This window comes from Neobacillus sp. DFD-2R, from assembly GCF_057747865.1.
Map to the genome: position 1 here is coordinate 2,590,012 of NZ_CM173228.1, position 19,758 is coordinate 2,609,769.

General features: G+C 37.2%; 19 protein-coding genes. 15 read left to right on the top strand and 4 right to left on the bottom strand.

From position 1 onward, the window contains the following. Positions 1-100 precede the first annotated feature (100 nt). The 10 genes from abc-f to AC3ANV_RS12995 all read left to right on the top strand — a co-directional run bounded on the left by abc-f (position 101) and on the right by AC3ANV_RS12995 (position 9,032). Positions 101-1,822 (top strand): ribosomal protection-like ABC-F family protein, encoded by a 1,722-nt coding sequence (abc-f, locus tag AC3ANV_RS12950; protein WP_488313979.1) that lies wholly within the window; start codon positions 101-103, stop codon positions 1,820-1,822. 573 nt (positions 1,823-2,395) lie between these two features. Then, a complete protein-coding gene (mtnA, locus tag AC3ANV_RS12955) occupies positions 2,396-3,442 on the top strand; it encodes an S-methyl-5-thioribose-1-phosphate isomerase (RefSeq protein WP_488313980.1) in 1,047 nt (348 codons plus the stop codon). Between the two features lie 23 nt (positions 3,443-3,465). Next, a complete protein-coding gene (locus tag AC3ANV_RS12960) occupies positions 3,466-4,260 on the top strand; it encodes a class II aldolase/adducin family protein (RefSeq protein WP_488314207.1) in 795 nt (264 codons plus the stop codon). Positions 4,261-4,406: 146 nt separating this feature from the next. Next, positions 4,407-4,943: a redoxin domain-containing protein gene (locus tag AC3ANV_RS12965; protein ID WP_488313981.1), complete on the top strand. Its 537-nt coding sequence runs from the start codon at positions 4,407-4,409 to the stop codon at positions 4,941-4,943. 149 nt (positions 4,944-5,092) lie between these two features. After that, positions 5,093-5,224 (top strand): FbpB family small basic protein, encoded by a 132-nt coding sequence (locus tag AC3ANV_RS12970; RefSeq protein WP_488313982.1) that lies wholly within the window; start codon positions 5,093-5,095, stop codon positions 5,222-5,224. 69 nt (positions 5,225-5,293) lie between these two features. Then, a complete protein-coding gene (locus AC3ANV_RS12975; RefSeq protein WP_488313983.1) occupies positions 5,294-5,437 on the top strand; it encodes an acid-soluble spore protein N in 144 nt (47 codons plus the stop codon). A 138-nt stretch (positions 5,438-5,575) separates the two neighbouring features. Next, complete coding sequence (gene tlp, locus AC3ANV_RS12980; RefSeq protein ID WP_488313984.1) at positions 5,576-5,815, top strand: small acid-soluble spore protein Tlp; 240 nt, start codon at positions 5,576-5,578, stop codon at positions 5,813-5,815. Between the two features lie 122 nt (positions 5,816-5,937). Further along, positions 5,938-8,250: an AAA family ATPase gene (locus tag AC3ANV_RS12985; protein ID WP_488313985.1), complete on the top strand. Its 2,313-nt coding sequence runs from the start codon at positions 5,938-5,940 to the stop codon at positions 8,248-8,250. A 38-nt stretch (positions 8,251-8,288) separates the two neighbouring features. Further along, positions 8,289-8,717 (top strand): acyl-CoA thioesterase, encoded by a 429-nt coding sequence (locus AC3ANV_RS12990; protein WP_488313986.1) that lies wholly within the window; start codon positions 8,289-8,291, stop codon positions 8,715-8,717. A gap of 18 nt (positions 8,718-8,735) precedes the next feature. Next, positions 8,736-9,032, top strand: a complete 297-nt coding sequence (locus AC3ANV_RS12995; RefSeq protein ID WP_488313987.1) for a hypothetical protein — start codon at positions 8,736-8,738, stop codon at positions 9,030-9,032. Between the two features lie 364 nt (positions 9,033-9,396). Here AC3ANV_RS12995 and AC3ANV_RS13000 read toward each other — a convergent pair whose 3' ends face one another. The 4 genes from AC3ANV_RS13000 to plsY form a co-directional block, all read right to left on the bottom strand. Then, positions 9,397-9,693: a HesB/YadR/YfhF family protein gene (locus AC3ANV_RS13000; protein ID WP_488313988.1), complete on the bottom strand. Its 297-nt coding sequence runs from the start codon at positions 9,691-9,693 to the stop codon at positions 9,397-9,399. Positions 9,694-9,790: 97 nt separating this feature from the next. Next, the gene (locus tag AC3ANV_RS13005) at positions 9,791-10,942 is read right to left on the bottom strand and encodes a CapA family protein (RefSeq protein WP_488313989.1); all 1,152 of its coding nucleotides are present in this window, start codon (positions 10,940-10,942) and stop codon (positions 9,791-9,793) included. Positions 10,943-11,397: 455 nt separating this feature from the next. Then, entirely contained in the window at positions 11,398-11,577 is a 180-nt protein-coding gene (locus AC3ANV_RS13010; RefSeq protein WP_488313990.1) for a hypothetical protein, read from the bottom strand. 124 nt (positions 11,578-11,701) lie between these two features. Continuing rightward, positions 11,702-12,286, bottom strand: coding sequence for a glycerol-3-phosphate 1-O-acyltransferase PlsY (plsY, locus tag AC3ANV_RS13015; protein WP_488313991.1), 585 nt, complete (start codon positions 12,284-12,286; stop codon positions 11,702-11,704). A gap of 304 nt (positions 12,287-12,590) precedes the next feature. Between plsY and AC3ANV_RS13020 the strand changes: the two genes are divergently transcribed. The 5 genes from AC3ANV_RS13020 to AC3ANV_RS13040 all read left to right on the top strand — a co-directional run bounded on the left by AC3ANV_RS13020 (position 12,591) and on the right by AC3ANV_RS13040 (position 19,543). Further along, positions 12,591-13,436 carry a sensor histidine kinase gene (locus AC3ANV_RS13020; RefSeq protein WP_488313992.1) on the top strand — a complete coding sequence of 282 codons (846 nt, stop codon included), beginning with the start codon at positions 12,591-12,593 and terminating at the stop codon, positions 13,434-13,436. A 115-nt stretch (positions 13,437-13,551) separates the two neighbouring features. Beyond that, positions 13,552-13,965, top strand: coding sequence for a CoA-binding protein (locus AC3ANV_RS13025; RefSeq protein ID WP_488313993.1), 414 nt, complete (start codon positions 13,552-13,554; stop codon positions 13,963-13,965). A gap of 302 nt (positions 13,966-14,267) precedes the next feature. Next, complete coding sequence (parE, locus tag AC3ANV_RS13030) at positions 14,268-16,247, top strand: DNA topoisomerase IV subunit B (RefSeq protein WP_488313994.1); 1,980 nt, start codon at positions 14,268-14,270, stop codon at positions 16,245-16,247. Beyond that, positions 16,244-18,682, top strand: a complete 2,439-nt coding sequence (gene parC, locus AC3ANV_RS13035; RefSeq protein ID WP_488313995.1) for a DNA topoisomerase IV subunit A — start codon at positions 16,244-16,246, stop codon at positions 18,680-18,682. Before parE ends, parC begins: the two co-directional genes overlap by 4 nt. Before the next feature lie 96 nt (positions 18,683-18,778). Then, positions 18,779-19,543, top strand: coding sequence for a hypothetical protein (locus AC3ANV_RS13040; RefSeq protein ID WP_488313996.1), 765 nt, complete (start codon positions 18,779-18,781; stop codon positions 19,541-19,543). Positions 19,544-19,758: the final 215 nt, after the last annotated feature.

A 19,758-nucleotide genomic window follows, 5' to 3' on the forward strand; every position in this document is an offset into this window, starting at 1 on the left:
ATAAACCATTTCCAAACCTATATAGGTTTATTTGTTGACCAAATTAAATGGTGATCATTACATATTACTCTCTTCAGGTTCGTTTGAAGGGGGTTTTTTTATGCCAAATAATCAAACTGTATTAAAAGTAAAAGGGTTAGAAAAGAGCTTTGATTTAAAAAAAATATTAACAAACGTCCAATTTGAGATAAAAAATGGCGAAAGGATCGGCCTTGTCGGCTATAATGGCACAGGTAAAACCACACTTGCCAATTTACTATTTGGCAAGTTCAACCCTGATAAGGGAATCATTGAAAAAGGAACTAATTGTAAAATTGGCTACTTAACACAATCGATCGATTATGAATTCAATCAATTCCAGGAGTCACTGACTAGTGAAAATGATTTGTTGAAGCACGCAAGACAGCTCGGTCTTAATAAAGTTTTCAAATGGGATGATGTACGATTAAACCATTTAAGCGGAGGTGAAAAATTAAAGCTGGCACTTTCAATGGTGTGGGCGACTAAACCTGATTTTTTAATCCTAGACGAACCAACGAACCATTTAGATATGCAGGGACTCACTTGGCTCATTTCTGAGTTGGATAAATTCCAAGGCCCTGTTCTTATTATTTCACACGACCGACATTTCTTAGATAAAACCGTAACGCGTATATTTGAATTGGAAAATGGGAAAATCAATTTTTTTAATGGAAATTATAGTGACTATCAGTCAGAGAAACTGAAAAGATCAGCAAATCAGTTTCATCAATATGAAGTACAGCAAAAACAAAAAGAAAAAATAGAAATGCAAATGGAACAATTAAAGACTTGGTCTGAGAAAGCCCATCGCGATTCCACAAAAAAGGGAAGCGGTCCATCAAAAAGACAAAATGGATTTAAGGAATATCATCGCGTAAAGGCCAAAAAGCTAGATAACCAAGTAAAATCTAAAATGAAAAGGCTGCAGTCTGAGCTCGAAAAAAATAAAGTTGAAAAACCCACTGAAGATGTGAAAGTACAATTTCAGTTTGATAGCCATGGGAAAAGAGGAAAACGTGTCATTGAAGCAAATAAGCTTGCTAAATCCTTTGGTGACAGGATTCTTTTTCATCGATCACAATTTTATATTAATCACGGTGAACATATCGGATTGTTAGGTGAAAACGGCTGTGGAAAAAGTACGTTAATTAAGATGATTCTCGGCAAAGAGGTAGTTACAGAGGGAGAACTTTGGAAGAGTGAATCGATGAAGATTGCTTACTTAAGCCAGGATGTTCTAGATCTTCCCAAAGAGAAAAGTGCGATTGAAGCTTTAAATTTAACGGATAACCAAGAAATTTTCCATGCAAGAACACTACTTGCCAATCTTGGTTTAAAAGAACAGCTTATTACAAACCCGATAGGGACACTAAGCCTTGGAGAAAGAACAAGAATAAAGCTAGTTGATATGTTAATGAAGGAATATGACGTTCTCATTTTAGACGAACCGACCAATCATCTTGATTTACCCAGCAGGGAACAGCTAGAGCGTACATTATGCGAATTTACTGGCACGCTGATTACTGTTTCACATGACTATTATTTTGTAAATAAACTTTGCGATCGTTTGTTAGTGTTTGAAAATCAAACCATTAAACGTTTCGAAATGACTCCTGAAGAATACTTTAACAAAGATAATAAGACTGAAAATCTTATAAAAGAGGAATTAATGGTCATTGAAAATAAAATTGCCACAGTCCTTGGTGAACTTTCATTAATCGATAAGAAGGACAGTAAATATCAACAGCTTGATAAGGAATTTCATGAGCTACTATTAGAAAAGAGAAAGCTTATGGGTTAAAACAAGAAGAGAGTAGAATATCGCTCAATAAGATCCATCAACTAGGCTAGGACGGTAACCATAAGAGCTCCATGATGACCGTTTTCCCTAAAACTAGACTAGGACGGTAACCATAAGAGCTCCATGATGACCGTTTTCCCTAAAACTAGACTAGGACGGTAACCATAAGAGCTCCATGATGACCGTTTTCCTTAAAACTAGACTAGGACGGTAACCATAAGAGCTCCATGATGACCGTTTTCCCTAAAACTAGGCTAGGACGGTAACCATAGAAGCTCCATGATGACCGTTTTCGTAAAACTAGGCTAGGACGGTAACTTAATTTTTCTAAACGAAAAGAGAAAAACCTAAGGATTTTTCTCCTCTCTTCATGTTTAGCTATAACAGCTTAAGAAGTTCGGTTTCCCTCTTCAGCAAACCTGATTTCCATTCGTCCTCAGCCATTAAGCTTTTAGGAGGATTCAAAAAATTAAAAGTATTGCATATGCCATGAATATTGTTAAAATTACAATGGTAGAATGTGAAAAATAACGAAAACAATATACTTGTTCTGATAGAGGAGATGAACCCAAAATGACCACATCATTTATGCAATCCGTTTCATACGAAAACGGGATCTTAAAAATATTAGATCAAACTAAAATTCCAAATGTAACCGAATTCCTTGAAATCACCAAAATTGAAGATGCTTGGGATGCCATTAAACAATTAAAGGTTCGCGGTGCACCGGCAATTGGTATTGCGGCCGCCTATGGATTGCTGCTTGGAATCAAAAATGGACCTGAATCTTCATTTGAAGATTTTTATCCGGTATTTAAAAAGCAATCAGACTATTTAGCGACTTCCCGCCCGACCGCAGTAAATTTATTTTGGGCACTGAAGCGGATGGATAATCGAGTGTTGAGAGATAAAGAACTTTCGGTCTCAAAACTTAAAGAAGCACTCGAAAATGAAGCACACTTAATTCGTAGTGAAGATGAAGAAGTATGCCGAACAATAGGTGAACATGCACTCACGTTATTAAAAGATGGCATGGGAATTCTTACGCATTGTAATGCGGGAGGTATCGCTACTGCTCGTTATGGTACCGCATTAGCACCTCTTTATTTAGCGAAGGAAAAGGGATGGGATATCAAAGTATTTGCTGATGAAACGCGACCGCTTTTGCAAGGAGCCCGATTGACTGCATGGGAACTGATGCAGTCAGGTATTGATGTTACCCTTATCACTGATAATATGGCTGCCATGGTCATGCAAAAGGGATGGGTACAAGCAGTAATTGTCGGCTGTGATCGCGTGGCAGCAAATGGAGATGTGGCCAATAAAATCGGAACATACGGTGTCGCCCTGCTCGCCAAAGCCCATAATATTCCTTTTTATGTTGCAGCACCGATGTCGACCATTGATTTAGAAACCAAAACGGGTGCTGATATTCCCATCGAGGAAAGAGAGGCAGCTGAAATTACCGAAGGATTTGGAAAAAGAACGGCCCCTGAAGGTGTGAAAGTATTTAACCCTGCATTCGATGTTACACCACATGAGTACATTACCGCTATTATTACAGAAAAGGGTATACTATCAGGTAATTTCCAGGAAGAGCTTCCTAAACTTTTTAAATAATAGGGATGGAAAGCGGAGTGGCTATGACTACTGAAATCAATTTAAAAAAACAATTATGTGAAATTGGTAAACGAATTTATGATAAAGGGTTAGTCGCTGCCAATGATGGCAATCTGTCAATTCGGCTTAAGGAAAATGAATTTTTAATTACGCCAACCGGTGTAAGCAAGGGGTTTATGACCCCCGAGATGATTTTGAAGGTAGATGCGCATGGCAATGTACTGGAAGGGGAATGGAAGCCAACCTCTGAAATGAAAATGCATCTGTTAGTTTATAGGGAGCGTCCGGATATCCAAGCAGTTGTTCATGTTCATCCTCCATATGCAACAGCCTTTGCGATAGCAGGAATTCCATTAGATCAAGCCATTATGCCGGAGTCAGTCGTTTTTTTAGGAACGATTCCGGTTGCAGAATATGGGACACCGTCAACTGAAGAAATTCCCGATGCCGTAAAAAAATATGTTCTTGACCATCAGGGGGTCCTATTAGAAAATCATGGCGCCTTAACATGGGGCAAAAGTCTTGAACATGCCTTTTATTTAATGGAATCATTAGAATTTAATGCAAAAATCAATTGGATTGCCAAACAAATTAATGGAGACAGAGAGCTTTCCCAAAGGAAGGTTGCTGAACTGAAAACCATTAAAACAAAAATGGGCATCAGCGGTGCTTCACCATTGGGGGTTGAAACGCTAGAAGGAATCCACTCTAAGAAAAAGACCCCTACATTAGAACGGTCTTTATCCGAAAAAGATATAAACAATATAGTCGAGAGGGTCACAAAGAATATTCTTGATGCTTTGAATAACAGGAGTTAAAAGCAAGCGGAACAGCTTGCTTTTTTCCTATTTTGAAAGAACTGTTCCAGAAATGTTCACATTATTGGCTTACACAAGCTTTATTTTAACTGACTTTATAGTGTAAAATCAATATAGCACAAAATGAATGAAAGAGGGTTCAGTGTATGGTAAAAAAAGTTATTGCTGCTGTTGTATTAATAACCCTACTTACTGTAGCAATTGTACAGGCAATGGATAAAAAGGCGGAACCCCGGAATGCATCCAGCCAAGTAACATCCAAAACAGAAAGTCTTCAAATCGGGTCAAAGGCACCTGATTTTGAATTAAAAACATTGACTGGTGAAACGGTAAAGCTTTCTTCTTTAAAAGGTAAAAAAGTCATGCTAAACTTCTGGGCAACATGGTGTCCTCCTTGTAAAGCGGAAATGCCTGCGATGGAGCAATTTTCCAAACAAATCGGAAAAGATGTCGTTATTCTAGCTGTTAATATTGATCCACAACTAGATGTCAAAGGATTTGTAGATAAAAATGGAATCACTTTTCCCGTACTTCTCGATACGGATGATAAGGTAAATGAAATGTATCAAATCATTTCTATTCCAACCACTTATTTTATTGACAGTAATGGGATTATTCAAAATAAATATACGGGTGCTATGCAGCATGCTGTAATGAAGCAGTTTACCGAAAATCTTAAATAAGCAAAAAGATGTTGGCTTTGGCCAATATCTTTTTTTATTTATAAAAAATCCAAAATTGAAATACGATTAAATTTTCAAAAAGTTGTAATAATTGCAACCGTTTGCGGGCATAATAACTGTTACAATAGGTACTAAGGAAGGTGATACGAATGAGAAAACCTAGAAAACGTTCCTTTGCAGAACTTGTATCAGAAAATAAAAGTCAACTACTGAAAGATCGAGCTGCAATGGAAAAAATTGAAGAACGCTTAGAAGAAAAACGCCTTGGTAAAGCTGAGTAGTAATCACATTGATTACCATTCATGATCTTCTCAAATTTGGACAAAATGTAAATAAGGAGGGATCATGACATGGGAAATCCAAAAAAAGATAGTAAACACTTTGCACCAAACCATATAGGAACTCAACCGCGTGGATTTGGAGGAAATAAAGGTAAATCAATGCAGGATACTTCCGGAAAGCAAGCACAAGTAATACAAACTAAAGGTGAATAATATTATGACTGTTAAAGACCTGTAGGCTTAGTGCCGCGGGTCTTTTTTGTTTGAAAAAAACATCCTTTTTTTTGTGATATTTTTGCTTCTTCGTAACAAACTATATCTGTATCATCAAGATCTTATGGAGGTATTACAATGGAATATAACAACAAACCAAAACCAGATGACCGTAGTGATAATGTAGAAAAATTGCAGTCCATGATTCAAAACACGGAAGAAAATATTCGAAAAGCAGAAGAATCGCTTCAGTTTACGGACAGTGAACAGCAGCGGCAGCAAATTGAAGCGAAAAATGAACGGAGAGAGGAAAGTTTAAATTCCTTCCGTTCAGAGGTTCAAGACGAAGCCCATGCAAACCGAAATCGAACCGAATAGAATTAAAAGACCTGTTTCTTTGAGACAGGTCTTTTCAATTGTTCTTGCAAAACCTCTTATTTAGTCAGTTTACGTTTGGTGTGGTAAGATAAAAAGGAAATTTTGATAAAGAAGTGATTATTATGAATCAACAAATTGTATTAAACAATCAATTAATTAACTGGGAAAAAGAACTGCACGAAAAAGGATTTATTACAGATGAAAATACATTAATTAATGCTTTATCTTTCGAAACCAATCCTGTGATTTTATCACAATTACTCGTATTAGCTGCATATTCACGGATTGGACAAAAAAAAGGGGATTCTTTAGCACAGGTTTGGATGGAAAAAGCAATTGAACTTGATCCCTCGAACAAAAAAGCAAAAGAATTCTTGATACAGGATGATTGGAAGAAGAAGCAGGACATACTCGGCATTTTAACGTTTCCATCGATAAGAGAAACGGATAATCGTACAGCAAAGAAGAAAATTGCCGAACAATACATAGAAATTTGTCAAACTTTTTTAGCGGATGCTGACGATCATTTACATGATTTATCGGCTATTTTGGATCAAGTATCTCCATCAGTAAATAACGACCTTTATGCTCAAATTAAAAGGCTTACTGACCTTCTTGCTTCTGCTATCGAGACAACGGTTAACCTTTTAAAAGCAGCAGAGGAATATGAACAGTCCATTACAGGCGTTTTCCATACCTCTACCTATTACGAAGATTTAAAAAACCATTTGACCAGTTTAGAAAAAATAAAACTGGAATGGCAGCAGCTTTTTCAAAAAGAAGAGGCGGTGGAAAAAACAACAGAAAATGCTCTTGATCAATTGAATGAAATGATCGGAATGGATTTGGTTAAGAAGCGGGTAAATGATTTTTACCGATTCTTAAAATACCAAAAACAGCGGAAAGAGCTGGGCTTTCATATCAAAGATGAACTGAGCTTAAATATGATTTTAACGGGTAATCCAGGAACCGGGAAAACAACCATTGCCCGGTTATTAGCAAAAATCTATCACGAGCTTGGGGTGCTGCCCCGTGCCGAAGTGGTTGAGACAGATCGCTCCCAATTAATTGGTGCGTTTGTCGGACAAACGGAAGAAAACGTTCGCGCAATCGTCGAACGCTCAATTGGCGGGGTTTTATTTATTGATGAAGCTTATAGTCTTAAGCGAGAGGGTCAAACAGGGAATGATTACGGACAAACTGCAATCGATACACTTGTTTCGCTAATGACAGGGAAAGAGTACGGTGGAAAATTTGCCGTTATAATGGCTGGGTATCCGGAAGAAATGCGCTCCTTTATTAATGCAAATCCGGGATTAAGAAGCCGTTTTCCTCAGTCAAATTTTATTCATTTACCGAACTATTCAAATGAAGAGTTAATCCTGATTGCAGAACAAATAGCAGCAGGGAATGATTATATCCTGACTAATGAGGCTAAAATCGAGCTGAACCATCGACTTGATCAAGAAAGAGTGGACGATTCCTTTGGAAACGCCAGAACTGCTCGGAATCTTGTAATGGATGCCATTTTTAAAAAAGGCTCATGTATACGGGTAAAAGACCAAGACATTTTGCAATTTACCTTATTAAATAAAATTGACTTCGTTATTGAAAAAAAAGAAAAAAACGATTCGGCAAACGAACAACTTAACCGTTTAATCGGACTTGATTCAATAAAAGAAGAAATGAAGTCGCTTGCTTCGTTCGTCACCATGCAGCAATTTCGAAGAAAAAAAGGACTTCCAACTGTTCCAATTCAGTTACATGCTGTTTTTACAGGAAACCCTGGTACAGGAAAAACGACGGTCGCTAAAATTTATGCCGAGCTGCTTCGGGAATGCGGTATCTTGAAAAGAGGCCATTTAATTGTGGCAAGCAGGGCCGATTTTGTAGCGGGATATGTAGGGCAAACCGCAGGAAAGACAAAGAAAAAGATTAGAGAGGCACTAGGAGGTGTCCTTTTTATTGATGAAGCCTACTCGCTTCTCGGACAAACCTCCGGTGATTTTGGAAAAGAGGTCATAGATACCCTCGTCGATGAGATGACAAAACATAATGAAAACCTGGTTGTGGTTTTAGCCGGGTATCCGGAAGAGATGGACAATCTTTTAGAAAGCAATCCAGGTCTTCGATCGCGATTTAAGAAATTTTTTCTTTTCCCTGATTATTCGTCAGAGGAGCTACTTTCCATTATGGATACATATGCACAAAGCTATCAATATGAATTAACAGAAGCTGCAAGCAATTTATTGCTGCGAACAATGAAAGAATTCGTGTTCAATGGGAATGGCCGATTTGCCACTAATCTGGTCGATGAAATGATTCAAGCACAAGCAATGAGGTTAATGACGGGTGAAGAAACAGACGATCTAGTTGAAAAGTCAAGTTTTATTGAAGAAGAAGATGTCAATAAAGCTTTAAAAAAACTGAAATAACCTACCACAAAAATGGGCTTTGAAAGGAAAAGTTGAAAATGGATAATTTATTTGTTTCAATTCGCGAAATTCAGCTTTATTATGCAGATACGGATATGATGGGTGTTATCTATCATGCGAATTACTTAAAGTACTTTGAGCTGGGCAGAAGCGGTCTGATTGAGGACATTGGGTATTCGTATGTTGCTATGGAAGAGGCAGGATACTATGCACCGGTTTACGATGTTCAGGTTACCTATAAAAAACCTTTACGTTATGGGGATAAGGCCTTTGTAAAAACTTGGATTGATTACAGCGATGGTATTAAGACCATTTATGCCTATTCTGTTGAAAATGGTGATAGAGATATATGTGTGGTAGGATCAACAACACATATCATTGTAAGGAAGGATAACTTTAAACCTGCTGCCTTTAAGAAAGTTTTCCCCGAGTGGTTTTTAAAGTACGAAGAAATTAAGAAAAAATAGTGATGCGGAGTGGTTTGGTTGGCATTTGGAATAAAAAAAAGCGAACTAATCGCCTGGAAACAGAAGATTGATCGTGGAGAAATTGCCTTTTTAACCCATTATTGGCTGGATGACAGATTTCCAGGCTCTAAAACGGTAACGAAAGTAGGATGTAATGATCTTGATAAACTAGCTGAGTGGGGCAAAAAATATGGATTAAAAAAAGAATGGATTCACATCAGACGAGATGGATACTCCCATTTCGATCTTATCGGAGATAGACAAAAAGACATTCTGGTGAAGGAAGGTCTTTTTGGCCATATTTTGGATACTTGATGTAGCTTTCAAATGGAGGTTAGTGTATTTTAAAGCTTGGAATCATTGGATTGGGTGATATTGCGTAGAAGGTCTATTTTCCCGGTATTAGCAGTATGAACGACATGGAATTACACCTATTTACAAGAAACGAAGAAAAACTTGAAGAAATTAGCCAAAGGTACCGATTTTCTAATATCCATTCAAGTTTAAAATTATTGATTAAAATACCTTTCCATCCGTATCTCACTAGAAATTCTTTACTCACACATGAAATATATGAAAAAATTGTTCGCGACTTAGAAAAAATATAATAAAAGCACACTGGGAAGTTTGTTCCGAGTGTGCTTTTTTAGATATTTGAACTCTGAAGTGTTCCATTAGCTTATACGTTTTTTTGATAATGGAAAACAGGTTCCTCGTATTCCGGCTGTAATTCAATGACTAGGTCATGTTCATCAAAGTACCATGCATCTTTTTCTTCAATATAAAAGGTAATACCGTCCTGTTCTGTTTTAACACTTAAATCAATAGGATCTTCATTGGTGATTCCGAGTGAAAAACCACTCTGTACCGTGCTGCAGCCACCATAACGAACAAAGAAACGAACAAAATCTCCGTTTACTAGACCAAGTTCATTTTTATACCAATCTGCTGCCTCATTAGTAATTTTAATATTCATGTGAATCTCCTTTCTTAGAGGTCTATATTTTTATTATATAAGAAGAATCTATCTTAATCGAGTGTTTCAACTTTATTATTTTTAATATAGCCCCGAATTAACGAAGCCATTGAAACATATGATCTTGAATTTCTTTGAATTTTGCACCTGGATTTGGAAGACCAAACGCACCGGCATTTTCTAATGGAACAACCCGGTAATTTTTAAACTTTTGACTCGAAACATACGTTGGATAAAAAGCAGGATTTGATAATTCTACCGAATCGCCTTTTTCCGATATATGCTTAGTGATGTCAACCGTTGCTAAGCCACCGATATCTTTATCGTCATTGGTTTGACCTGAAATAAAATTGCCTAATGAATAGACGACGAAAGTCTTCCTGCCATCCTTCGATTTAATCCATTCCATCGGCTCCAGAACGTGCGGATGAGATCCAAAAATGACGTCAACCCCTTCACCGGCAAGAAAGTTAGCTAAGTCTTTTTGATCATTATTCGGAATTCGTTGGTATTCAACACCCCAATGAATGCTCATAACAACCACATCAGCCTCTTTTTTGGCCCTATGGATTTCTTCTTTCATTCGATCAAGATTTATCAGATTTACAAGAAAATCTTTTCCATTTGGAATAGGGATCCCATTGGTCCCATACGTGTAGGAAAGAAAGGCAATTTTAATTCCATTTTTATCAATGATTCTTAATCGTTGCCTATCTTTTTCATCTGTAAAACTACCAACATGCGGCAAGCCAATTTTATTCAGATAGGAACTTTCGGAATCAATCCCTATTTCACCTCTATCCAATGAATGATTATTAGCTGTTGATACGATATCAACTCCCGAATGTACGAGAGCATCCGCGACTTCGTGGGGACTGTTAAACTTAGGATAAGTGGAAAGCCCCAGTTCGATTCCTCCCAGAAGACTTTCTTGGTTGGCTGTGAGAATATCCGGTTTTTGCAAAAGACTTTTCACATTTTCAAAAATTGGATCAAAATTAAACTGTTTACCATTAAATGCATCTTGATATACAACATCATGTATAAGCACATCTCCAATAGCACCAATCGTGATTTTTTCAGTTAAACCTCTTCCCATGTCAGATTGTTGTCTTAACGCATGCAGCTTCATTGGAGGGAAGGTCTCTAATACCTCTTTATTTTGTTGCTGTTGAATGAAAAGAGAAACCGCTAAGGCAATGCAAACCATAATAATTAATAATGACGGAATGATAACTTTTTTTTTCATACCTTCTCCTAACTATTAACGATAGTGAAACAAATACTTTTTTAGGATACTAAAAATAGTATAATATATTAATGTGTGATTTTTTCGATTTTTTCAAGCTTTTTTTAACCGGGAGGAAATAAATGTTTAAGATAACAGGCAGTGTGCACAAATTACTACAGGAATCAGTTAATAAGCTAAAACATACAGAAGATGAGGAGCTTTACTTACGATTGAGCATGGGGATTGGCTGAGGGGGGCAAAAGTTAAATCTGTCTCTGGAAGAGCGGACTATAAAAGGTGACCTAATTTTTGAGTTTGAAGAACTTAAAATAATTATCCACGAAAGAGATTTTGTCTATTTTGACCACACTAATCTTGATTATGTCAAAGATGTAGCAGGAAGAGGGTATTTTCGATTACTTAAAATATAAAGCGGCTGACTTTGGTCAGCCGCTTTTTTCCATATTTTCAGATTAATCTTCCATCGCTTCAAAAAAATCAATTAATTCATCAAAATTATGTGTTATTTTAATTGGCTGAAATACATTTTGTTCACTTATTTCACAAGAAAAAAATTCAATTACAAAGTCATTTTCTTGGGTTTTCTCGGAAACTAGGGTTGAAAAAATGTAATCTTGTTGAGGACTTAACATTTGAACCGCTCCTTTATAAGCTGGCTTTTATACTTTTATTGTAATAGAAAAATAGATGAATGAACGATGGTGAAATTGAATATTTCATGAATAAAAAATGGCTATAAAGAACCGTAGCGGTCCTTTATAGCCATTTAATTTTAGGTTCAGTTTTATTAATAATTCTTTTAATGTTGGCACGATGTCGATAGATCACAAATGCTGCCATAAAAGAAACCACAATCAATAAGGGGATGTCCCCAATGAAAATTGCATAAATAACAGCGCATATCCCTGCAAGCATGGAGGAGAGAGAAACAAATTTTGTTATGTATAAACTAATAAAAAAGACTAAAAGAACAGTTAAAAACATTAAGGGAGCATAATACAAAACCACACCGCCTGAGGTTGCAACCGCCTTACCACCGCGGAAACCGGCAAAAATTGGGTAAGTATGTCCTAAAACAGCAAACACTCCGACAATCAATGGGTTAATATCCAAATGAAAAAAATGGGTTAGAGATGCTGCAAGGGTCCCCTTTAAAATGTCGGCCATTGTTACGGCTAAACCAGCCTTGATACCAAGAACACGGAAGGTATTGGTTCCACCTAAATTGCCGCTACCATGCTGTCGTATGTCTGTGTTGTAAAAAACTTTTCCAATAATTAATCCGGAAGGGATCGAACCTAGCAAATATGCGAGGATCATGACTAAAATAATTTGAACCATTAATGATTTCTCCTTCTATAAAAAGATCCAGTCCTTTTATTTTACCATGTATTTACGAAAACACCATCTTTGCTTTTCGATAGAAGCCAAGTTAATCATTTCCCTAGACATTATGAATACAGTTCCAACCATAACAAAAAAATAGACCAGTGCCGGTCTATTTTTTTGTTTCAAAAGTTCGAACAATAAAAGGCTATTTTATTACAAAAATATGGAGAATTTTCAAATCATATGATAATTCATTGAATGAGTATTTTTGTAACTCTATAATTTAGGTAACGATTTTTTAGGGGGCTTGTGAGCTATGGAAAAACTGAATAAAAATGAAGAAAGCTATCGGGCTCTTGCAGAAAAGTATGAGGCAGTGATTTGCATTTTAGAAAAAAGAATACAGGAAGAGATGGCCAAAAATAAGCAAAAAGACCAAATCTTAATTAAACAATCAAAGCTTGCTGCTATGGGAGAAATGATTGCAACTATTGGTCACCAATGGCGCCAGCCGCTTACGAGTTTATCTATTTTAATACAAGATGTGAAAGAAACCTCTGAATTCGGAGAGATTAACAATCAATATATTGACCGATTTACTAGGGAATGTATGATTCAAATTAATCATATGTCAAATACCATCAATGATTTTCGGAAATTTTACCGCCCCAATAAAGAAAGGACTTCCTTTCCCCTAGCTGAATCGATTGAAGATGCCCTTTCAATCTTCTCTTCAAGCTTAAAAAACCATGATATCCAAGTGGAGTTTGAATACAGGGGGAGGCAAATGGCTTATGGTTTTCCAAATGAATATAGCCAGGTAGTTCTAAATATTCTAACCAATGCCAGAGATGCTTTTGTTAACCGTGAGATTAAAAATCGAAAAATACGAATCAAAATCACTGAAACAGAAGAGTATATAATTGCAGAATTTATCGATAATGCGGGTGGAATTGAAAAAGAAATCATCAACATGGTTTTTGACCCTTACTTTACAACAAGAGCTCATGGAACAGGGCTTGGGCTTTATATGACCAAAATGATTTTAGAAAATATGAACGGTCGTGTCAAGGTGGATAATACGGATGATGGTGCAAGTTTCAGTCTATTTGTTCCGAAAGCGACCTCAGTAATTATACCGGAACTTGCATCTGCTTTATAGGATATTACAATAAAAGCTTAGCTGCGTCCCAGCCCTTTCATATTCGAAGAGGTTTCATTATGTTTTTTTAGAAGAAAAAGGTAAAATAAAGAAAAATCTTTAAGGAGTGAATAGTATGGGCTTCGAAAATCCAAGCCGTGAAGAAATTGGAGCTATTTTAAAAAAAGCAAAAAAAATAGCCGTTGTTGGTTTAAGTGATAAACCTACCCGCACTTCCTATCAAGTAACCGAAGTAATGAAAAAAGCGGGCTATGAAATTATACCTGTTAATCCTACTGTAGATGAGGTGCTCGGTGTAAAAGCAGTTAAGTCTCTGAAGGATATTAAGGGTCATGTCGATATTGTAAATGTTTTCCGCCGTTCAGAGGAATTGTTTGATGTTGCCAAAGAGTTTGCTCAAATTGATGCCGATGTATTTTGGGCACAGCTTGGACTTTTCAATGAAGAAGCATATGAATTTCTAAAAGATAAGGGCTATACGGTTGTGATGGACCGCTGTATTAAAGTTGAACATGCTTTAACAAAATAGAAAAAACAAAAAACTGCCGAAATAAAATAAGGCAGTTTTTTCGTTTTTTTACCAATTCTAGATGATAAATTTTATTACAAAAATATGTTGTTTCGAAGAACGTATTTGCCAAATCGAAATAAATCGCTACAATTAAGCATAGACGCGTAAAGAACATGTGGTAAAATAGTAACGACAAACATTTGTTCTAATTAAAAATTCTTAAAGGATTATCGAATCTTTTAAACGAAAGATTTATGAACTATTTTTTTAAGCAATCAGAAGGATGTTTTCTTTTTGTAAGGAATGAAAGGGGTATTTTAGTGGCAAGAAATCAGCAAGCCTTTGATTATAATGATGATGCCATACAGGTGCTTGAAGGTCTTGAGGCCGTTCGAAAGCGTCCGGGAATGTATATTGGCAGTACCGATTCACGCGGTCTGCACCATCTTGTATATGAGATTGTGGACAATGCGGTTGATGAAGCCCTTGGCGGTTTTGGAGATCACATTATTGTTCGCATACACAAAGATAATTCCATTAGCGTCGTTGATAGAGGACGCGGAATGCCAACAGGAATGCATAAAATGGGGAAACCAACTCCTGAAGTTATTTTAACTGTTCTCCATGCGGGTGGAAAATTTGGCCAAGGCGGCTATAAAACCAGCGGCGGTTTACACGGAGTCGGTGCATCTGTTGTAAATGCATTGTCTGAATTGTTAACTGTTACCATCAAGCGAGATGGGTTCGTCTATGAACAACGCTTTGAAAATGGCGGCAAACCGGTTACAACTTTAGAAAAAATCGGCAAAACGAATCAAACAGGAACAACCATACATTTTAAGCCGGATCCAACCATTTTTTCGACTACTACTTATAATTTTGAAACATTATGTGAGAGGTTAAGAGAATCAGCATTCTTGTTAAAAGGATTAAAAATCGAGATTATCGATGACCGGAATGATTTTCATGAAGTCTTTCATTATGAAAATGGGATTGAAGCTTTTGTTGAGTATTTAAACGAAGAAAAAGACGTCCTCCACCCAGTTGTCAGCTTTGAAGGAACACAAAACAGCATCGAAGTGGAGTTTGCTTTCCAATTTAATGATGGTTATTCGGAAAATGTTCTATCCTTCGTCAATAATGTTCGGACAAAGGATGGCGGAACACATGAAGCCGGATCGAAAACAGCAATGACAAGAGTATTCAATGATTATGCCCGAAAGGTTTCTTTGTTAAAAGAAAAAGACAAAAACCTTGATGGTGCAGATATTCGCGAAGGCCTATCCGCAATCATTTCCGTTAGAATTCCTGAAGAACTGCTACAATTTGAAGGACAAACAAAGGGTAAATTAGGAACAAGCGAAGCCCGATCTGCAGTAGATGCAGTTGTTTCAGAACATCTTTCCTATTTCCTCGAAGAAAACCCTGATATTAGCTCCTTGCTTATAAAAAAATCGATTAAAGCCTATCAAGCCCGTGAAGCGGCAAGAAAAGCCCGTGAAGATGCCAGAAGCGGGAAAAAACGCAAACGTTCAGAGGCTGTATTATCAGGTAAGCTGACACCGGCACAATCACGTAATCCTCAAAAAAATGAGCTTTATTTGGTTGAGGGTGATTCCGCGGGAGGATCGGCAAAACAAGGACGTGACCGCCGATTTCAGGCTGTTCTTCCTTTACGGGGTAAAGTTATTAATACTGAAAAAGCTAAATTGGCCGATATCTTTAAAAATGAAGAAATCAATACGATTATTCATGCTATCGGTGCCGGTGTAGGTGCAGATTTTAATGTGGAAGATATTAATTACGATAAAATTATCATTATGACAGATGCCGATACGGACGGAGCACATATTCAAGTTTTATTGCTAACCTTCTTTTACCGTTATATGAAGCCGCTTATTGAAGCAGGTAAAGTATTTATCGCCCTTCCGCCTTTATATAAAGTGAGTAAAGGAACAGGGAAAAAAGAAGTGATAGAGTATGCCTGGAATGAGGATGAGCTTCAGGATGCGTTGAAAAAGGTTGGCAGAGGCTATATTATTCAACGTTATAAAGGTCTTGGTGAAATGAATGCCGACCAGCTTTGGGATACAACAATGGATCCGGAGACCAGGACACTCATCCGAGTAAAAATTGATGATATTGCTAGAGCAGAACGCCGTGTCACAACGCTTATGGGCGACAAGGTAGAACCGCGCCGTAAATGGATTGAAGGTAATGTAGCATTTGGTTTAGAAGAAGAAGACACCATTCTGGAAAATGAAAATATAACGATCGTTGAGGAGGACATTGAAGAATGAGTGCAAGTGAAAAATTCCGTGACTTACCTCTTGAAGATGTACTTGGCGATCGGTTTGGCAGATACAGTAAGTACATTATTCAAGAACGTGCTTTGCCGGATGCACGTGATGGCTTAAAACCCGTGCAACGAAGAATTCTGTTCGCAATGCACGTGGAAGGCAATACCTACGATAAAGGTTTCCGTAAATCAGCGAAAACAGTCGGGAACGTAATCGGTAACTACCACCCACATGGTGATTCCTCCGTTTATGAAGCAATGGTACGGATGAGCCAGGACTGGAAAGTTAGAAATGTCTTGGTCCAAATGCATGGAAACAACGGCAGTGTCGATGGTGACCCTCCTGCAGCGATGCGTTATACCGAGGCTCGGCTTTCAGCAATTGCTGCTGAACTCTTACGTGATATTGAAAAACAAACCGTTGAATTTATCCCAAACTTTGATGATACCTCAAAAGAACCAACCGTCTTACCGGCCATGTTTCCAAACCTGCTGGTGAACGGCTCTACAGGGATTTCTGCGGGTTATGCAACTGAAATTCCTCCACATCATCTTGGAGAAGTCATTGACGGCGTGATCATGAGAATGGATCAGCCTGATGTTTCTGTTGATGAGCTGATGACAATTATTAAAGGGCCTGATTTCCCGACAGGAGGCATCATTCAAGGTTTAGATGGGATTAAGAAAGCCTATGAAACTGGTAAGGGGAAAATCATTGTCCGCGGAAAAGCAGAGATTGAAGAAATTCGCGGCGGTAAGCAGCAAATTGTTGTGACAGAGATTCCATATGAAGTCAATAAAGCAAATCTCGTCAAAAAAATGGATGAGTTCCGCCTCGACAGAAAAGTAGAGGGTATTTCTGAAATTCGTGATGAAACAGACCGTACTGGTCTCCGTATTGTCATTGAATTAAAAAAAGATGCCGATGCTGAAGGTGTTTTAAACTTTTTATATAAAAATAGTGATCTTCAAGTTACCTATAATTTTAATATGGTCGCCATCCATAAAAAGCGGCCAAAATTAATGGGGCTCAGAGAATTACTTGACGCCTATATTGAACATCAAAAAGAAGTCGTCACAAGAAGAACACAATTTGAACTGAATAAGGCAAAAGAACGGCAGCATATTGTTGAAGGATTAATGAAGGCTTTATCAATCCTCGATGAAGTGATTGCCACCATCCGTGCTTCAAAGGATAAACGTGATGCGAAGGACAACTTAATTGCAAAATATGGTTTTACAGAACTACAGGCTGAAGCAATTGTCTCTTTACAGCTTTACCGCTTAACAAACACAGACATTACCGCGTTAAGAAATGAAGCGGAAGAATTAGCGAAAAAAATCGAAGAATTTACCGGCATTTTAGCAAGTGAGAAAAAACTATTCTCCGTTATCAAAAAAGAATTAAAAGACGTGAAAAAACGCTTTGCCGATGAGCGCCGTTCCAAAATTGAAGCAGAAATCGAAGAGATTAAAATTAATCTTGAAGTCATGGTCCCTAGTGAAGACGTAATTGTCACAGTTACTAAACAAGGTTATGTAAAACGTACAAGCGGGCGATCGTATGCAGCTTCAAACGGGCAAGATTTTGCAATGAAGGATTCAGATCGTCTGTTAGAACAGCTCGATTTGAATACAAAAGACGTTTTACTTCTATTCACTAATAAAGGTAATTACTTATTCTGCCCAGTCCATGAACTTCCTGATATTCGTTGGAAAGATCTTGGTCAACATATCGCCAATATCATTCCAATTGAACGTGACGAAGAAATCATCCAAGCCATTCCAGTAAAAGATTTTGAGACAGAAGCCTTCATCGTTTTTATCACAAAAAATGGAATGGTCAAGAAAACAGAATTAAAACAATACAAAGCGCAGCGATACTCTAAACCACTTGTCGGTATTAATTTGAAGGATGATGATCAGGTCATTGATGTTCATCTTACAGATGGGTCAAAGGAAGTTTTCCTCATTACGCAATTCGGTTATGCATTATGGTTCCATGAAGAGGAAATTAGTATCGTGGGTGTACGTGCTGCCGGTGTAAAAGGAATTAACTTAAAAGATGGGGACACGGTGGTAGGCGGCAAAATCCTTACCCCTGAAAGCGATCAAACCATTGTTATTTCTACACAGCGCGGGGCCGTGAAGCGAATGAAATTGAAAGAATTTGAGAAAACTTCACGTGCGAAGCGTGGGGTTGTTATCCTACGCGAACTTAAAGCAAATCCTCATCGCGTAATGGGCTTTGTTGTTGCCCATAATCAAGACATTATTTTTATTCAGACAGAAAAAGGACACATTGAATCGATAAAAGCGGAAGAAATTCGTTTTAGTGACCGCTACTCAAATGGATCCTTTATCTTGGATGAAGGGGATCATGGTAAAGTTACAACTGTTTGGAAAGTAGAAGCAGAGGAAAAACCTGTAGAATAATATTTGAGTTGAGGTTGACTTCATTAAGTCAACCTTTTTTTTCATTTTTTTTCCTAAATTGGGCATGATAGAAACTATCAGATTTTGGAGGGGATCATGATGAAAAAAGAGATATTAATAATTGCTGCTTCGTTCTTTCTCACATTACTTTCTACGATAACAGGTGTTTATGCAATTGAGGAAAAATCCAAAACACTCACCATTATAAAAAAAGAAACAGACATTACGGGTGATGGACAAAATGAGATTATCTCTCTAAAGGGTGTTCCCTATCAGGATAAAGATTCTTTTTTGAAAAAGATTTATATTGATATATCCGCTTCCAACGGTAAAACGTTTCATTTTCCTTTGGAGAGTGGTTCGAAAGCTTCACTCCAGCTGGTTGATCTAAACCATGACGGCGTAAAAGATATATTTGCCAATGTCCTAACAGGAGGAAGCGGTAAAATTACCATTAACTATGTATACTCTCTTAAGGATTTTATCCTTACCAATTTGACTGTTCCTGAACCCTTAGAAGTGGAAAGTCGATATGTTGATGGCTATAAGGCAACAATAAATTTAACGGAAACAGGGAAAACGTATATGTTTGACTTAATGGATCGAAAAAAATATTATGAAAAGCTCGGCGTTTACCATTATGGAAAATTAAATGAACCGACTGAATTAACAGTGAATCCGTACAGCACCTTAATACCTGTTCACATCAAAGGGGAAGAAATGGGGTTAAAAGGGATCCAAAAAATAACTGGAATTGCAAACGCTGATACGATTGCCTATGTTGAAACCTTTTGGTCTAACGATAACGGCAAGTGGACACTAGTGAATGCGGATGTACAAAAAGAAGCGGCACAAAAATAGGCTTGGATATGCAGATTCCGCTGCTTATTGAGAACTTTATTTAAATTCTTAAACACAGGATTTCCTGTGTTTATTTGTTTTTCTACTCTTAAAAAACCTCTTTGAACAAACTTTTCTCTTTACATATTCAAAATTGACGGATAAAAAAATGGGTAATATACTTAGGTATGTAAATATATTAGTAACCTAACTATTTGTATTAGAAATGAAAATCG

Excerpts from the sequence above, each read along its gene's own strand:
- abc-f (WP_488313979.1), top strand. The coding sequence starts at position 101 with ATGCCAAATAATCAAACTGTATTAAAAGTAAAAGGGTTAGAAAAGAGC.
- mtnA (WP_488313980.1), top strand. The coding sequence starts at position 2,396 with ATGACCACATCATTTATGCAATCCGTTTCATACGAAAACGGGATCTTA.
- AC3ANV_RS12960 (WP_488314207.1), top strand. The coding sequence starts at position 3,466 with ATGACTACTGAAATCAATTTAAAAAAACAATTATGTGAAATTGGTAAA.
- AC3ANV_RS12965 (WP_488313981.1), top strand. The coding sequence starts at position 4,407 with ATGGTAAAAAAAGTTATTGCTGCTGTTGTATTAATAACCCTACTTACT.
- AC3ANV_RS12970 (WP_488313982.1), top strand. The coding sequence starts at position 5,093 with ATGAGAAAACCTAGAAAACGTTCCTTTGCAGAACTTGTATCAGAAAAT.
- AC3ANV_RS12975 (WP_488313983.1), top strand. The coding sequence starts at position 5,294 with ATGGGAAATCCAAAAAAAGATAGTAAACACTTTGCACCAAACCATATA.
- tlp (WP_488313984.1), top strand. The coding sequence starts at position 5,576 with ATGGAATATAACAACAAACCAAAACCAGATGACCGTAGTGATAATGTA.
- AC3ANV_RS12985 (WP_488313985.1), top strand. The coding sequence starts at position 5,938 with ATGAATCAACAAATTGTATTAAACAATCAATTAATTAACTGGGAAAAA.
- AC3ANV_RS12990 (WP_488313986.1), top strand. The coding sequence starts at position 8,289 with ATGGATAATTTATTTGTTTCAATTCGCGAAATTCAGCTTTATTATGCA.
- AC3ANV_RS13000 (WP_488313988.1), bottom strand. The coding sequence starts at position 9,693 with ATGAATATTAAAATTACTAATGAGGCAGCAGATTGGTATAAAAATGAA.
- AC3ANV_RS13005 (WP_488313989.1), bottom strand. The coding sequence starts at position 10,942 with ATGAAAAAAAAAGTTATCATTCCGTCATTATTAATTATTATGGTTTGC.
- AC3ANV_RS13010 (WP_488313990.1), bottom strand. The coding sequence starts at position 11,577 with ATGTTAAGTCCTCAACAAGATTACATTTTTTCAACCCTAGTTTCCGAG.
- plsY (WP_488313991.1), bottom strand. The coding sequence starts at position 12,286 with ATGGTTCAAATTATTTTAGTCATGATCCTCGCATATTTGCTAGGTTCG.
- AC3ANV_RS13020 (WP_488313992.1), top strand. The coding sequence starts at position 12,591 with ATGGAAAAACTGAATAAAAATGAAGAAAGCTATCGGGCTCTTGCAGAA.
- AC3ANV_RS13025 (WP_488313993.1), top strand. The coding sequence starts at position 13,552 with ATGGGCTTCGAAAATCCAAGCCGTGAAGAAATTGGAGCTATTTTAAAA.
- parC (WP_488313995.1), top strand. The coding sequence starts at position 16,244 with ATGAGTGCAAGTGAAAAATTCCGTGACTTACCTCTTGAAGATGTACTT.
- AC3ANV_RS13040 (WP_488313996.1), top strand. The coding sequence starts at position 18,779 with ATGATGAAAAAAGAGATATTAATAATTGCTGCTTCGTTCTTTCTCACA.